Consider the following 15,484-nt stretch of genomic DNA (forward strand, 5'->3'; position numbering starts at 1 on the left):
TTGACGGTGGTAAGCGCCCCCAAAGAATGCTGAAGCACCTCCTGCCCCTTCTGTTGGCCGCCGCCCCAGCCGCTGCCGCCGGGCCTGTCATCGACACCGACGCGGCCGCGATCGCGCGCGACGCCGATGCCTATGCGCAGGTCCACGGCGTCAGTGCCGAAGAATCCTTGCGACGCCTGCGGCTGCAGCGAAGCAGCATTCCCGCCAGCGAGCAGCTTCGGCTCCGCTTCGCCGAGCGGCTGGCCGGACTGTCGATCGAACACGCGCCCGACTGGCGCCTGATCGTCCTGCTGAAAGGGCCGCAGCAGCCGTTCGATCTCCTGCTGCCGACCGCGACGGGCGAGCGCATCCCGGTCACCGTGCGCGGCGGGGCCGGGGCGACCAGGGCCGAGGTTCTGGCCGCGATCGACCGTTACCGCGCGCAGATTGCCGCCGCGGTGCCGGGCACGCGCGGCATCGGCCATGACCCGCGCTCCGGGCGGCTGCTCGTCTTTCAGCGCGCGTCCGCAGTGGCCCGCCCGGTCGCCGAGGTCGCCGCGGAGTTGACCCGGCTGACCGGGGTGGATGTGGAAGTCCGCGCGATCGCCGCCACCTTCGCCAACGCCGGCGCCATCGGCGGCTCGCGCGTGGTGAGCGACGAAGGCACGACCCGTTATGTCTGCACGACCGGCTTTCTGGTGCAGCGCGGCGAGGAACGCGGCATCACGACCGCCGCGCACTGTGCCGACCGGATGAGCTATCGCGGGCCCGATGGCGAGGAACGGCAGCTGAAGTTCGCCGGTCAGTGGGGCACCGGCTTTCGCGACATCCAGGTGCACACCGGCGTCGGTTACGATCCCCCACTCATCTATTCCGACACGGCGCGGACGGTCGCTCGGCCGGTGACAGGCTGGATCACGCGCCCGATGACCCGCGCCGGCGACTGGGTCTGCAAGCGGGGGGAAGCCACCGGCGGCAGCTGCTCGGAAGTGGAGCTGACCGACTTCGCGCCGCCGGGCGAGTTGTGCGGCGGCCTGTGCACGACCAGCTGGGTGACGGCCAAGGGGCCCAACTGCCGGCGCGGTGACAGCGGCGCGCCGGTCTTCATCGGGACCACCGCGCTTGGGGTGTTGAAGGGCGGCGCGTTCCTCGAAGGCAACAGCTGCGCCTTCTATTATTACATGTCGACCGATTACCTGCCGGACGGCTGGCGGCTGATGACCAACACGGCAGCGGCGGCGGCGGCGGGCTAGATCACGCCGACCCGTTTGCCGGCGACCTCGAACATGCCGAGGATTTCACCGACCTGGGCTTCGGAATGTTCGGCGCAGAGCGAGCAACGGAGCAGGGTCATGCCCTGCGGGGTCGCCGGCGGACGCGCGAGATTCACGTACAGCCCCTCGTGCAGCAGCGCCTCCCACATGGCGGCGCCACGCTCCAGGTCTGGCATGATGACGGCGATGATGGCGCTTTGCGGCTCGTCGGTGCCGAGCGTGAAGCCGAGGCGCTTCAGGCCGGAGTGCAGCCGCTTGCTGTTCTGCAGGAGGTGCGTGCGCTTGTCTCCGCCGTGCATGAGCTTGCGGATCGAGGTCGCTGCGGTCGCGACCACGCTGGGCGGCAGCGACGCGGTGAAGACATAGGGCCGGCAGACCAGCCGCAGGATCTCGAACCTGGGGTGGTTGGACACGCAAAAGCCGCCGACGGTGCCGACCGACTTGCTGAACGTGCCGATGATGAAGTCGACATCGTCGATCACGCCTTGCGCTTCGGCGACGCCGCGGCCGTTCTCGCCGATGAAGCCCATCGAATGCGCCTCGTCCACCAGCACCATCGCGCCGTGCGCCTTGGAGATGGCGACCATCTCCTTCAGCGGAGCGACGTCGCCCAGCATCGAATAGACACCTTCCAGCACGACCAGCTTGCCGGCTTCGGCCGGCAGGCGCTTCAACCGCTTTTCCAGCGCTTCCACGTCATTGTGACGAAAGGCGACGATCTGCGCATTGCCGAGCGCGCATCCGTCATAGATCGACGCATGGCTGTCGATATCGAGGATGACGTAATCATCCTTGCCGGCCATGGTGGAAATGATGCCGAGGTTCGCCTGGTAGCCGGTGGAAAAGACCATCGCGTGGTCCATTCCGTAAAATTGCTTCAGCGCATCCTCGCACTCCCGGTGACCCCGATAGGTACCATTCAACACCCGGCTGCCGGTCGTGCCGCTGCCGAAGTCATCGAGCGCCTGCTTGCCGGCGGCGATCACGTCCGGGTCGAACGTCATGCCCATGTAATTGTAGGTGCCGAGCAGGATCGTGCGGCGGCCGTTGCAAATGGCGACCGTCGGACTTTCCACCCGTTCCATGACGAGATTGAACGGGTCAGTGAGCCCGGTCGACAGCAGCTGTTCGCGCTGGTCGATCAACGGCTGGAACTTGTCGAACAGGTCCGGCGAGCTGCCTCGCGGAGCGGCCTTGCCGGCGTCGGCGGTCATGGCGAGACCCGGGTCGGTCACTTATTCGCCCTTCAGTTCGGCAACGGCGTCGACCAGCTGTCCGACCGTCTCGATCTCGGCGGCGCGGTTCATCGTGATGATGATGTCAAACTCGTCCTCGACCGCAGCGACGAAATCCATCACCGTCAGGCTGTCCCACTCCAGATCCTGCGCGAAGCGGGTTTCCTCGCTGACGGCGACGCCCTTCTTATTGAACTCGCCGATGAGCTTGAGGATGGTCTGGAGGCGTTCGTCACGGTCGGTCATGAAGGGTCCCTAATCTATCGCGGCGGGCTGTGACAACGCAAAGGGGCGGCATTGCGGCAAAGGCCGCTCAGACTATGAGGGCAGGTGATGACCGATCTTCCGCCCTATGCCGACCTGCTGCAGCTGCGCACCGAGCAGCGCGAAGACGGATCGCCGCTGTTCATCATGCCCTGGCACGACGATGTGATGGGCCGACCACAATTCCTCCACGGCGGGGCCATCGCCGGCCTGCTGGAGTTCGCCGCCTACGCGACCCTCCGCCAGGCCCTGGACAGCGAACAGGTGGTGATGAAGCCGATCACCGTGACGGTCGACTATATGCTGGGCGGCCGTGACCGCGAAACCTATGCCGACGCGGTGATTGAACGGCTCGGCCGAAGCATCGCCAATGTCGAGGCGTTCGCCTGGCAACAGGACCGCAAGCGACCCATCGCCAGCGCGCGGATCAATTTCCTGCTGGATCGGGAGACTTCGTCATTGCGAGCGCAGCGAAGCAATCCATAGCGCGGGACACTGGATTGCTTGGTCGCTTCGCTCCTCGCAACGACGACTAATACCCGCTCAGCGCCGCCACTTTGCCCGCATGGTAGCGCCAGTCGCCAAACAGCCGGCCGAGCACGGCTTCCCGCTTCATGTAAAGGCCGATGTCATGTTCGTCGGTCATGCCGATGCCGCCGTGCATCTGCACCCCTTCCTGCACCGCAAGCTGCGCGGAGCGATTGGCCTTGGCCTTGGCGACATGGACCATCAGCTCCGCCCGCTCGCTGCCCGCGTCTAGCAGTTCCGCAGCCTTGTACGTCGCCGCCCGAGCGATCTCGATCTCGCCGAACAGGTGTGCGGCGCGATGCTGCAGCGCTTGGAACTCGCCGATCAGCCGGCCGAACTGTTTGCGGGCCTTCAGGTATTCGACCGTCATGTCGGTGGCGCCGGCTGCAAGCCCCACAAGCTCCGCTGCGGCGCCGGTTCGGCCGGCTGCAAGCGCACGCGAGATCGGAGTCCACCCTCCGTCGACGTCTCCGACCACGGCATCGGCGTCGACCGAGACATTATTCAGGGTCAGCCGAGCCGCCTTGCTCGCGTCGGCAAGGGTGACGTTTTCGACTTCAAGCCCGGACGCGTCCCGCTCGAGCGCGAACAGGGTCACGCCATCCCGCTCACCAGCCGAGCCACCGGTGCGCGCGGCGACCAGGATCACGTCGGCCGACGCGCCATGCACGACGAACTGCTTGACGCCAGACAGGGTGAAGCCGTTGCCCGACCGCTTGGCTTCCAGCGCGATCTGCTCCGGGGCGTGATGCTTGCCTTCGTCAATCGCCAGTGCGGCTACGGTCTCACCAGCGACGATGCCCAGGAACCACCGGTCGCCTTGCGCCGTGCCGTCCAGCGCCCGCACCGCGGCCATGGCGGTCGTGAGGAACGGCGACGGCGTCAAATTGCGTCCCACTTCCTCAAGCACCAGCGCCGCCTCCGTCGCGCCGAGCCCGAGCCCGCCCTTGTCTTCGGGCACCATGACGCCGGTCAGTCCCAGCTCGCCGAACTGCTTCCACAAGGCGTGGCCGAGCCCGTCCTTGCAGCCCGTGTCGCGCCAATGGCGAAGCTGCTTCTTGATTGTGCCCTCTTCCGCCAGAAACGAGCGGGCCATGTCTTGAAGCTGTTTCTGGTCGTCGGTGAGTATGGTCATCGTAAACTATTTCCGTTCGTGTCGAGCGAAGTCGAGACACGCTTACCGAATGTCCCTCGACTTCGCTCGGGACGAACGGCGATCTCGATTCAGGCTCCCGGGAGCCGCAAGATGTGCTTGGCGACGATCCCAAGCTGGATCTCGCTGGTGCCGCCCTCGATCGAATTGGCCTTGGTCCGCAGCCACTCGCGCGCCGGCTTGCCGCCGCGGGTGCGCTCGGTCTCCCACTCCAGCGTGTCGGAACCGCCCGCTGCCATCACCAATTCGTGCCGCCGCTTGTTGAGCTCGGTCCCGGCATATTTCATCATGCTCGGCATGGCGGGGTGCGCTTCGCCGGCCTTCAGCTGGTCGAGGAAATGCTCGCTCATCGCCGCGAAGGCGAGCGCGTCGACATCGAACGCCGCCACCTCGGCGCGCAGCATTGGGTCGGCAATCTCGCCCAGTTGTTTGCCGAGAATCGATGATCCGCCGCCAAGCCCCATACCGCTGATCATCTCGCGCTCGTGGCCGAGCAGATATTTGGCGACGTCCCAACCCTTGTTGAGCTCGCCCACCAGCTGGCTCTTGGGCACCTTCACATTGTCGAAGAATGTCTCGCAGAAGGGCGAATAGCCGCTGATCAGCAGGATCGGCTTGGTCGAAACGCCCTCCGATTCCATGTCGAACAGCACGAAGCTGATCCCGCCGTGCTTCGATTCGGTCGAGGTCCGCACGAGGCAGAAGATCCAGTCGGCCTGGTCGGCATAGCTGGTCCACACCTTCTGCCCGTTGACGATCCAGTGGTCGCCCGCGTCCTCGGCCTTGGTCTGCAGCCCGGCAAGGTCCGACCCTGCACCCGGCTCCGAATAGCCCTGGCACCAGCGGATCTCGCCCCGCGCAATCTCTGTCAGAAAGCGCTTCTTCTGCTCCTCCGTGCCATATTTCAGCAGCGCCGGCCCAAGCATGGAGATGCCGAAGCTGGTCAGCGGCGGCCGCGCGCCGATCGCCCGCAGTTCCTCCTTCAGCACCTTGGCCTCGGCCGGCGACAGGCCGCCGCCGCCATATTCCTTCGGCCAATCCGGCACGGTCCAGCCGCGCTCCGCCATGACCTCCAGCCAGCGCTTCTGCGCTTCCGACTGAAACTGGAAATGGCGCCCGCCCCAGCAGACGTCATCCTCGCTTTTCACCGGCGTCCGCATCTCCGGCGGGCAGTTCGCCTCAAGCCAGGCACGGGTATCGGCGCGGAAGGTCTCGAGATCGGTCATGGCGTGTCCTCCGGCAGCGGCGATGCCCGGCCCGGACGAACGCGTCAATGCGGCGGCTTGTCCACCTTGGTGATCCGCCATTGCAGCTGTTCGGCCGTCGCGCCCGGCACATTGTTGACCCGGCGCAACGTCACGATCTGCGGCTCTTCGAACCGCTCGCCGGAACTGGTCACGCCCGATACCTGCACCGGCACCGTCACGAACAGCGAACCGGCCGCGCCCTCGACCCGACCCGGGTCGCCGATGACCCCGCGGTATTCGCGATAGCCGGAGAACTGATCGGCGAAGGTCTCGTCGGCGAGGTCGCCGACGCCAACGGTCCAAAGCTTGTGGGCGTCGACGAATTGCCGCGCCGCAAGCAACCCGAAATAGCGCCTCACGATGCCAGCGGCGTCCTGCGCACTGCCGGGAAGCGCGATCGGCGGTGGCGGAGGAAGCTGCTCCGCGCCGGCATTCCGGGTAGCGCCGGGAATATAGGCCGGCACCTCCGTCAGCGGCGCGCCAGAGCGATCCTCCGGATCGACGGTTATCAACGCGTTCTGCGCGGTCTCGTCGCCCAAGTCACGGTCGGACGAACAGGCGACCAGAAGCACGGCGGTCGCGGCTGTGATTAGGAGTCGCATCCGCGACCAACCGCCGCCGTCCACCGACGTTCCGTGCCAGCGCCGCACCGACGGGCTGGCGCCGGCTCCGGCTTTCTGACAGAGCGACCGGCAAGCCGTTTCCGAGAGGTGTCATGGACTTCGACCTTACCGACCGTCAGGCCCACTTCCGCGACCGTGTGCGCGAATTCATCGACAGCCACATCCGCCCGCGCCAGCAGGACTATGTTCGCGAGATCGCGACCGGGGACCGGTGGCAGCCGCTGTCGGTGATCGAGGAATTGAAGCCCCTCGCTCAGCGCCAGGGCCTGTGGAACCTATTCATGCCACCCGGCGGGGCGCTCCAGCACGTGGACGAGAGCTTCCCCTTCGAGGGCGAGCAACTCACCAATCTCGAATATGCCCTCTGCGCGGAAGAAATGGGCCGAATCCTGTGGTCGGCCGAGGTGTTCAACTGCTCCGCGCCGGACACCGGCAACATGGAAGTGCTCCACCGCTATGGCACTCGGCAGCAGAAGGATCAGTGGCTCGCTCCGTTGATGCGCGGCGAGATCCGCTCCGCCTTCCTGATGACCGAGCCGGGCGTCGCTTCGTCGGACGCGACCAACATCGAATGCCGGATCGAGCGCGACGGCGATGATTATGTCATCAACGGCCGCAAATGGTGGTCGAGCGGCGCCGGCGACCCGCGCTGCAAGGTCGCCATCCTGATGGGCAAGACCGACGTGGAAGCCCGCAAGCATCAGCAGCAATCGATGATCCTGATGCCGTTGGATTCGCCCGGCGTGACGGTCGAGCGGGCGCTCAACGTCTACGGCTATGACGATGCGCCGCATGGTCACATGGAAATTGAGCTCAAGGACGTTCGCGTGCCCTCCAATAACCTGCTGCTCGGCGAGGGGCGCGGGTTCGAAATTGCCCAGGGCCGCCTCGGGCCCGGCCGAATCCACCATTGCATGCGCACCATCGGCGCGGCCGAAGAAGCGCTGGAACTGATGGTCCGCCGCTTGCAGTCCCGCGTCGCGTTCGGCAAGCGCCTGTCCGAGCATAGCGTGTGGGAACAGCGCGTGGCGGAGGCGCGAATCGAGATCGACGCCACCCGCCTCCTCTGCCTCAAGGCTGCGGACATGATGGACAAGGCCGGCAACAAGGCCGCCAAGGCCGAGATCGCAATGATCAAGGTCAAGGCGCCGCGCATGGCGCTGCAGATCATCGACGACGCGATCCAGGCGCATGGCGGCGCCGGCGTCAGCCAGGACACGCCGCTGGCGCACAGCTGGGCGGGTATCCGCACGCTTCGGCTGGCGGACGGCCCCGACGAGGTCCACAACCGCAGCATCGCGATGATCGAGTTCGGCAAGCACGCGCCGGTCGATCCGCAGGTGCCGTGATCATGCAGAACCACGCTCGTCCTGAGCGGAGCGCGGCAGCGCGAAGTCGAAGGGCGCCGGCACGAGCGAACGCCCTTCGACTTCGCTACGCTTCGCTCAGGACGAGCGACAAAGGAGACGCCAGTTGACCTCACTCTTCGACCTGACCGGCAAAGTCGCCATCATTACCGGCTCTTCCCGCGGCATCGGCCGCGCGATTGCCGAGGGCATGGCCGAGCAGGGCGCCAAGGTTGTCATCTCCAGCCGCAAGCAGGACGCTTGCGACGAAGTCGCCGCTGCCATCAACGCGCAACATGGCGAAGGGCGGGCGGTGGCGATTGCCGCCAGCATCTCCGACAAGGAAGCGCTGCAGCAGCTGGTCGACGAGACCCGCGCCCAATTCGGCAAGATTGACATCCTCGTCTGCAACGCCGCCTCCAACCCCTATTACGGGCCGATGGCCGGGATCAGCGACGAGCAGTTCCGCAAGATCATGGACAACAACGTCCTCGCCAACCACTGGCTGACCAGCATGGTCGCGCCGGAAATGGTGGAGCGCGGCGAGGGATCAATCATCATCGTCTCGTCCGTCGGCGGCCTGACCAGTTCCACCGTGATCGGCGCCTACAACATCTCCAAGGCGGCCGACCTGCAGCTCGTTCGCAACCTGGCTGCGGAGTTCGGGCCCGAGGGCGTGCGCGTCAACGCCATCGCCCCAGGCCTGGTCCGTACCGACTTCGCCCGCGCTTTGTGGGAGAATCCGGACATCCTCAAATCCGTGACCAAGGTGGCCGCACTGAAGCGCATCGGCGAACCGCGCGAACTTGCTGGCGCGGCGATCTTCCTGGCAAGTGACGCTGCGAGCTTCGTCACCGGTCAGACGCTGGTCGTGGATGGCGGAAGCACCTTCGGGGCGGGGTTCTGATGAGCGTCGAACCGGAACACCGCCACCATCCGCGCCTCGAAGGCAAGGTGATCGTCATTACCGGTGCCGGCTCCGGCATCGGCAAGGCGACGTGCGAGCTGTTTCGCGACCATGGCGCGACCGTGATCGCGGGTGATTTGCAGGGCGCCGACCACCTTGCCGACGCGGGCAAGGAAGAGGACGTCCTGCGCCTCGTTTCGATCGCGCGCGAACAGCATGGGGCGCTGCACGGGTTCTTCGCCAACGCCGGCATCTCCGGCGGGCTTGCCTCGATCTTCGAACAATCGGTCGAGGACTGGCAGGAGATCCTGCGCGTCAACCTGATCGGCCCCTTCCTCGCCATCAAGCATGCGGCGCCGGTGATCAAGCAGCAGGGCGGCGGATCGATCATCTGCACCGCCAGCGTTGCCGGCCTTCGCTCGGGCGCGGGCGGGCCGGCCTATTCTGCCAGCAAGGCGGGCGTCATCAGTCTGGTCAAGACCGCCGCGCAGCAGCTCGCCGGCTCCAACGTCCGCGTGAACGCCATCTGCCCCGGCCTCATCGAAACCGGCATGACCGAATTCGTCTACGAACGCGCCCGCGCCAAGGGCGTCGAGGACAAGCTCGGCCACCTCAATCCGCTGCGTCGGGGCGGGCAGCCGAACGAGATCGCCCACGCCGCCCTGTTCCTCGCCTCCGACGAAAGCAGCTACGTCAACGGCCACGCACTGGTGGTCGATGGCGGGCTGTCCTCGTCGCACCCGTTCAACCGCCAAGATTACGGCCGCACGGCCATTTAACTTACGGAGCCCCACATGACCTCCCCCATCACCACTGAAAAGCACGGCCACGTTCTCATCATCCGCTCCAACAACCCGCCGGTGAACTCGCTCGGTCATGCCGTGCGTGAGGGGCTGGTGAAGGGGATCGAGGAAGCGGAAGCCGATGAAAGTGTCGCCGCGGTGGTGATCATCGGCGAGGGGCAGACCTTTTTCGCCGGGGCCGATATCAGCGAGTTCGGCACGCCCAAGGCGTTCGCCCAACCGATGCTGCCGCAGGTCGTCGACATCATCGAGAATTGCTCCAAGCCGGTCGTCGCCGCCATTCACGGCACCGCGCTAGGCGGCGGACTGGAGGTGGCGGTTGCTGCTCACTACCGGGTGGCCGTGCCCTCGGCCAAGCTCGGCGTGCCCGAAGTGAAGCTCGGCCTACTGCCAGGGGCGGGCGGGACGCAGAGGCTGCCGCGCGTGGCGGGCGTTCAAAAGGCGCTGGAGATGACCACTAGCGGCACGCCGGTCAGCGCCCAGGAAGCCTATGACGTCGGCCTGGTTGACCGCATCATCGAAGGCGACCTGCTGCAGCATGCCGTCGCCTACGCAACCGAGGTTGCCGAGGTCCGCCCGCTGCCGAAAAGCTCGGAACGACAGGACAAGATCAAAGGCACCGATCCGGCGATCTTCGACGAGTTTATCAAGAACAACGCCCGCACCTTCCGCAGCTTCGAAGCGCCGATGAAGAACCTGGAGGCCGTCCGCGCCGCAACCCAAAGCCCCTATGCGGAAGGGGTGCAGGTCGAGCGCAAGCTGTTCATGGAGCTGATGAGCGGCAGCCAGGCCAAGGCGCAGCAATATTTCTTCTTCGCCGAGCGCAAAGCGTCCAAGATTGACGGCATTCCCGAGGACACCAAGCCCCGCGAGATCAAGCGCGTCGGCGTGATTGGCGCCGGCACCATGGGCGGCGGCATTTCGATGAACTTTTTGTCGGCCGGCATTCCGGTGACCATCGTCGAGATGGCGCAGGAGGCGCTTGATCGCGGCACGGGCGTGATGCTCAAAAACTATCAGGCGAGCGCGGCCAAGGGGAAGCTGACCGCCGAGCAGGTCGGACAGGCCATGGGCCTGTTGAAGGCGACGCTGAACTTTGACGAGCTGGCCGACTGCGACCTCATCATCGAGGCCGTGTTCGAGCAGATGGAGATCAAGAAGGACATCTTTGGCCGCCTCGACACAATCGCCAAGCCGGGCGCGATCCTCGCGTCCAACACCAGCTACCTCAACATCGACGAGATCGCGGCGGCGACCAGCCGTCCGCAGGACGTGCTCGGCCTGCACTTCTTCTCGCCCGCCAACATCATGAAGCTGCTGGAGGTCGTGCGCGGCAAGGAAACCGCGCCCGACGTGCTGGTCACTGCCATGCAGCTCGCCAAGAAGATCCGGAAAGTCGCCGTCGTCGCGGGCGTCTGCTACGGCTTCATCGGCAACCGCATGCTGATCCCGCGCCAGACGGAGGCGACCCGCCTGCTGCTGGAGGGTGCGACCCCGGCGCAGATCGACAAGGTTCACACCGACTTCGGAATGCCGATGGGGCCGTTCCAGATGGCCGACCTCGCCGGCGTCGACATCGGCTGGCACCGCGATCCGACCCGCATCGAGAACATCCGCGACGCGCTCGCCGCCGAAGGCCGCTGGGGACAGAAAAAGCAGGCGGGCTTCTATGATTACGACGACAAGCGTAAGCCGTCCCCGAGCGCCCGGGTGCAGGAGATCATCGAGGACTTCCGCGCCAAGTCCGGTGTGACCGCCCGCGAGATCACCGACCAGGAGATCACGGAGCGCACCATCTACACCATGGTCAACGAGGGCGCGAAGATCCTCGAGGAAGGCATGGCCCAGCGCGCGTCCGACATCGATGTGGTGTGGGTCTACGGCTACGGCTGGCCGGTCTACCGTGGCGGCCCGATGCACTGGGCCGATAGCGAGGGTCTTGCCAGAATCGTCGAGGGATTGCGCAACCAGGAAGACCGCATGGAGAACTTCTCCTTCTCCAAGCTACTGCTCGACAAGGCGGAAAAGGGGGAGAAATTCACCCGTTAGGTCGTTCAAGGCCTACAACCCCTAGGAGAATGGCGGATGGCGAGTGTTCCCGAAGCGCGTGAGCAGCACCCCGTCCGCCGTTATTCCAACCTTGCCGTGGCCATTCACTGGATCACGGCCGCGCTGGTCATCTTCCAGATCTGGCTCGGGTTCAGCTTCGAAGACGCGCCGCCGGGCCCGGAGCGGGCGGGAACGTTCAATTGGCACAAGACCGTCGGCGCGCTGGTCCTGCTGCTGACGCTTGCCCGCCTGACCTACCGCCTGAAGAATCCGCCCCCACCGTACCCGACCGACATGAAGCGCTGGGAACGGATCGCGGGCACCTGGAACCACCGGCTGTTCTACCTGCTGCTGATCGGCCTGCCGATTGGCGGTTTCATCGCAGTTTCGGCACGATCGCAGGGTCAGCCCACGACGCTGATTGGCGGAATCACCATTCCGACCATCCCCGGAATTCCCGAGGGTTTGGGTGAAGTGGCAGGCGAAGCGCATGCCCTGCTCGCGTTCGTCCTGATCGCGCTGATCGTCATCCACGCTGCCGCGGCGATCAAGCATCAGCTCATCGATCGTGGCCCTTCGTCGGGCCGGATGCCCCCCTTCCGTCCCGCGAACGGAGAAGAGGTCGTCGTCGGGCAAGGTTCCGCCAGGGTCGAGGCCCGATATTAGCGCTCGGCCCGGCCGCTCGGCGGCAGGCTCATCACCAGCATGCCCGCAAGGGCCGCGACCACCGCACTCGCAGTGAACGCCGCGGTCGGTCCCTGCCGCTCCCATAATAGGCCGGCCGCGACACTCGCCAGCAAGGTCGCGATGCCGGTGGCGAAGTGGAACAGGCCGAAGGTGGTCGCGCGAAGCTGTTCGGGCGCGCAATCCGCTACCAGCCGCGCGAACAGTCCCTGGGTAAGGGCCATGTGCCCGCCCCACAGGAAGACACCGACCGCGGCCCAGGCCAAACCGTCCGTCCGTGCCAGCACCAGGTTGCCGGCGACCAGCATGGCGATCCCCGCCACCAGTACGCCGCGCGGGTCGCGTCGATCACTCAGCGCCCCCGCCGGATAGCTGAGCAGAAGGTAAGCGAAGTTGAATACCACGAGCACCAGCGGCGCCGCGGCGAGGCTCAGCCCGGCATAATGACCTTTGAGGATCAGGAAACTCTCCGAAAAACGCGCCAGGGTGAAGACGAACGCCACGAGGATCAGCCTCCGGCTCGCCTTGTCGACCTCCCGGAAACCGCGCAGCAACGGCTGCATTGTTCCCGCGGCGACATGTCGCGTCGGCTCACGCAATAGCAGCCACGCCAACGTCACCGAGGCGATGGCCGGGATGACCGCCACCCAGAATACGGCGCGGATATCTTCGGCGAACAGCCACATCAGCCCGACCGCTGCGAGCGGCGCCAGAAACGCCCCGACCGTATCCAGGCTTTGGCGCAGGCCATAGGCGGCACCCCGGATTTCGGGACGCGTTTCATCCGCCACCATCGCGTCGCGCGGCGCGCCTCGAATGCCCTTTGCGGTCCGATCGACCAGCCGGGCGCCCAGCACCATGACCGGCGTGGTGGCCAAGGCGAACCAGGGCTTGGTCATGGCCGCCAGGCCGTAGCCGAGCAGGATCCACGGCTTGCGCCGCTGGGAACGGTCGCTCAGCCGCCCGGCCGCAAGCTTGGCAAAGTTGGCGGTCGCCTCGGCCACCCCGTCGATCGCGCCCAACACGGCCACCGATGCGCCCAAAGTGACCGTCACGAACAGCGGCAGCAGCGCGTGGTAGATCTCGGAACTCAGGTCCATCAACAGGCTGACGAAACCCAGGACCCATACGGTGCGAGGAAGGCGAGGACGGCTCACCGCCCCAGCCTAGCTATTTCTTACGGGCATTGCGCCTGCGCGTTTCCCAGCCCTCCTTCGCGGCCTCGCTACGGCTGCTGGTGCGGCCTGATCCGCTGTTCCTGCCGCCGCCTTCATGAGCATTGACGGTGCGCCAGGCACGCTCTTCCGCTTCCTTTCGCGACACGCAACGCTTCACGTAGCCTTCGGCAATGTGATCGGCCTCCCGCCGCTGCTTGTCGGTGTAGGCGTTCTTGTCTCCCTGCGGCATCGGTGCATCTCCTTCCGCGATCAAAACGCACGTGCCGCGCAAGCGATGCGGTTGCCGCGCTGCAGCATTTCCGCTAGGGGCGCCGCGACTTCTCCAAGGAAAACCAATGAACCTCCGCAACGTGGCGATCATCGCCCACGTCGATCATGGCAAGACCACGCTCGTCGACCAGCTTTTCCGTCAATCCGGCACCTTCCGCGACAACCAGCGCGTCGAAGAGCGGGCGATGGACTCCAACGACCTCGAAAAGGAGCGCGGGATCACCATTCTGGCCAAGTGCACCTCGGTCGAATGGAACGGCACCCACATCAATATCGTCGACACCCCCGGCCACGCCGATTTCGGTGCGGAGGTGGAACGCATCCTGTCGATGGTCGATGGCGTCATCCTGCTGGTCGACTCGGCCGAGGGCCCGATGCCGCAGACCAAGTTCGTGACCGGCAAGGCCTTGAGCCTCGGCCTGCGTCCGATCGTGGTGGTGAACAAGATCGATCGCCCCGACGCGCGCCCGGCCGAAGTGCTGGACGAGGTGTTCGAGCTGTTTCTCAATCTTGAGGCCAACGACGATCAGCTGGACTTTCCCGTGCTCTATGCTTCCGGGCGGTCCGGCTATGCCGGGACCGAAGACACCGTGCGCGAGGGCGACCTGACGCCGCTGTTCCAGAAAATCGTCGATCATGTGCCCGCGCCGCAGCTTGATCCGGAAGGCGAGTTCAAGATGCTCGCCACCCTGCTCGACCGCGATAACTTTCTCGGCCGTATCCTGACCGGCCGCATCGAAAGCGGCACGCTCAACATCAACGATCCGATCCGTGCGATGGACGTCAACGGCAAGGTCGTCGAGGACGGCCGGGTCAGCAAGCTGTTCGCCTTCGAAGGGCTGGAGCGCGTGCCCGTCGAGAGCGCGAAGGCGGGCGACATCGTCGCGATCGCCGGCCTGATGAAGGCCACCGTTTCCAACACCATCGGCACGCCGCAGATCGCCGAACCGCTGAAAGCGCGTGAGATCGATCCGCCAACCCTGTCCATGACGTTCGCGGTCAACGACAGCCCGTTCGCCGGCAAGGACGGCGACAAGGTGCAAAGCCGAGTCATCCGCGAGCGGCTGGAGCGCGAAGCCGAGGGCAACGTCGCCATTCGCGTCAGCGAGACGCCGGGCGGCGAGGCATTTGAAGTTGCCGGTCGCGGCGAGCTTCAGCTCGGCGTTGTGATCGAGACCCTGCGCCGCGAAGGCTTCGAGCTCGGCATCAGCCGCCCGCGCGTGCTGTTCCGCGACGGTCCCAACGGCCGTGAGGAGCCGTATGAGACGGTCGTGGTCGATGTGGACGATGAATTCTCCGGCACGGTCGTCGAGAAGATGGCGATGCGCAAGGCCGAGATGACCGACATGCGGCCATCTGGCGGTGGCAAGACCCGCCTCACCTTCTCGGCCCCTTCGCGCGGCCTGATCGGCTACCACGGCGAGTTCCTGTCGGATACGCGCGGGACCGGCATCATGAACCGCCTGTTCGAGAAATACGGCCCCTACAAGGGCCCGATCACCGGCCGGCAGAACGGTGTGCTCATCTCCATGGAGAAGGGCAAGGCGGTCGCTTATGCGCTGAATGCGTTGGAGGACCGGGGCGTCCTGTTCATCTCGCCGGGCGACGACCTTTATGAAGGCATGGTCATCGGCGAGAACGCCAAGCCGCAGGATCTTGAGGTCAATCCGCTCAAGAGCAAGCAGCTCACCAACTTCCGTGCATCCGGCAAGGACGAAGGCATCCGCCTGACGCCCCCACGGCGCATGACGCTGGAGCAGGCAATCGCCTACATCCAGGACGATGAATTGGTCGAGGTCACGCCCAAGGTCATCCGCATTCGCAAGCGCTTCCTCGACCCGCACGAGCGCAAGCGGGAATCGCGTAAGTCGGAGGCGGCCTGATCAGGGACCCCCTCGGTTTACCGACCGAGCGGGTCGGTCCATCTAAGCCTCTGTCCCGAAA

15 protein-coding genes are annotated in these 15,484 nt (G+C 65.6%); 8 read left to right on the forward strand and 7 right to left on the reverse strand.

The window, feature by feature from the left end; all coding sequences use genetic code 11:
• Positions 1–26 precede the first annotated feature (26 nt).
• On the forward strand, positions 27–1,232 hold the full coding sequence (locus AC4GYS_RS01485) for a chymotrypsin family serine protease (RefSeq protein WP_491107343.1): 1,206 nt from the start codon (positions 27–29) through the stop codon (positions 1,230–1,232).
• Here the strand turns inward: AC4GYS_RS01485 and spt are convergent.
• A complete protein-coding gene (gene spt / locus AC4GYS_RS01490; RefSeq protein WP_491109340.1) occupies positions 1,229–2,467 on the reverse strand; it encodes a serine palmitoyltransferase in 1,239 nt (412 codons plus the stop codon). The genes AC4GYS_RS01485 and spt overlap by 4 nt on opposite strands.
• Before the next feature lie 21 nt (positions 2,468–2,488).
• Positions 2,489–2,734, reverse strand: coding sequence for an acyl carrier protein (locus tag AC4GYS_RS01495; RefSeq protein ID WP_491107344.1), 246 nt, complete (start codon positions 2,732–2,734; stop codon positions 2,489–2,491).
• Positions 2,735–2,821: 87 nt separating this feature from the next.
• Here AC4GYS_RS01495 and AC4GYS_RS01500 point away from each other — a divergent pair, with 87 nt between their 5' ends.
• Positions 2,822–3,238, forward strand: coding sequence for a PaaI family thioesterase (locus AC4GYS_RS01500; protein ID WP_491107345.1), 417 nt, complete (start codon positions 2,822–2,824; stop codon positions 3,236–3,238).
• A gap of 46 nt (positions 3,239–3,284) precedes the next feature.
• Here AC4GYS_RS01500 and AC4GYS_RS01505 read toward each other — a convergent pair whose 3' ends face one another.
• The 3 genes from AC4GYS_RS01505 to AC4GYS_RS01515 form a co-directional block, all read right to left on the reverse strand.
• Entirely contained in the window at positions 3,285–4,415 is a 1,131-nt protein-coding gene (locus tag AC4GYS_RS01505) for an acyl-CoA dehydrogenase family protein (RefSeq protein ID WP_491107346.1), read from the reverse strand.
• An 89-nt stretch (positions 4,416–4,504) separates the two neighbouring features.
• Positions 4,505–5,659 carry an acyl-CoA dehydrogenase family protein gene (locus tag AC4GYS_RS01510; RefSeq protein WP_491107347.1) on the reverse strand — a complete coding sequence of 385 codons (1,155 nt, stop codon included), beginning with the start codon at positions 5,657–5,659 and terminating at the stop codon, positions 4,505–4,507.
• 44 nt (positions 5,660–5,703) lie between these two features.
• Positions 5,704–6,282, reverse strand: coding sequence for a hypothetical protein (locus AC4GYS_RS01515; RefSeq protein ID WP_491107348.1), 579 nt, complete (start codon positions 6,280–6,282; stop codon positions 5,704–5,706).
• Between the two features lie 113 nt (positions 6,283–6,395).
• On the opposite strand from AC4GYS_RS01515, the gene AC4GYS_RS01520 reads away from it, so the two are divergent.
• The 5 genes from AC4GYS_RS01520 to AC4GYS_RS01540 all read left to right on the forward strand — a co-directional run bounded on the left by AC4GYS_RS01520 (position 6,396) and on the right by AC4GYS_RS01540 (position 12,074).
• Positions 6,396–7,652 carry an acyl-CoA dehydrogenase family protein gene (locus tag AC4GYS_RS01520; protein WP_491107349.1) on the forward strand — a complete coding sequence of 419 codons (1,257 nt, stop codon included), beginning with the start codon at positions 6,396–6,398 and terminating at the stop codon, positions 7,650–7,652.
• Positions 7,653–7,776: 124 nt separating this feature from the next.
• Positions 7,777–8,556 carry an SDR family NAD(P)-dependent oxidoreductase gene (locus tag AC4GYS_RS01525; protein ID WP_491107350.1) on the forward strand — a complete coding sequence of 260 codons (780 nt, stop codon included), beginning with the start codon at positions 7,777–7,779 and terminating at the stop codon, positions 8,554–8,556.
• Positions 8,556–9,335, forward strand: a complete 780-nt coding sequence (locus tag AC4GYS_RS01530; protein ID WP_491107351.1) for an SDR family NAD(P)-dependent oxidoreductase — start codon at positions 8,556–8,558, stop codon at positions 9,333–9,335. Before AC4GYS_RS01525 ends, AC4GYS_RS01530 begins: the two co-directional genes overlap by 1 nt.
• A 15-nt stretch (positions 9,336–9,350) precedes the next feature.
• Positions 9,351–11,408 (forward strand): 3-hydroxyacyl-CoA dehydrogenase NAD-binding domain-containing protein, encoded by a 2,058-nt coding sequence (locus tag AC4GYS_RS01535; RefSeq protein WP_491107352.1) that lies wholly within the window; start codon positions 9,351–9,353, stop codon positions 11,406–11,408.
• Between the two features lie 36 nt (positions 11,409–11,444).
• Complete coding sequence (locus AC4GYS_RS01540) at positions 11,445–12,074, forward strand: cytochrome b (protein ID WP_491107353.1); 630 nt, start codon at positions 11,445–11,447, stop codon at positions 12,072–12,074.
• Here AC4GYS_RS01540 and AC4GYS_RS01545 read toward each other — a convergent pair.
• On the reverse strand, positions 12,071–13,249 hold the full coding sequence (locus AC4GYS_RS01545) for an MFS transporter (RefSeq protein WP_491107354.1): 1,179 nt from the start codon (positions 13,247–13,249) through the stop codon (positions 12,071–12,073). The two genes, AC4GYS_RS01540 and AC4GYS_RS01545, sit on opposite strands and share 4 nt — an antisense overlap.
• A 13-nt stretch (positions 13,250–13,262) precedes the next feature.
• Entirely contained in the window at positions 13,263–13,499 is a 237-nt protein-coding gene (locus tag AC4GYS_RS01550) for a plasmid stabilization protein (protein ID WP_491107355.1), read from the reverse strand.
• Between the two features lie 106 nt (positions 13,500–13,605).
• On the opposite strand from AC4GYS_RS01550, the gene typA reads away from it, so the two are divergent.
• Positions 13,606–15,423, forward strand: coding sequence for a translational GTPase TypA (typA, locus tag AC4GYS_RS01555; RefSeq protein WP_491107356.1), 1,818 nt, complete (start codon positions 13,606–13,608; stop codon positions 15,421–15,423).
• Positions 15,424–15,484 lie beyond the last annotated feature (61 nt).

This window comes from Sphingomonas sp. SP1 (assembly GCF_058313395.1).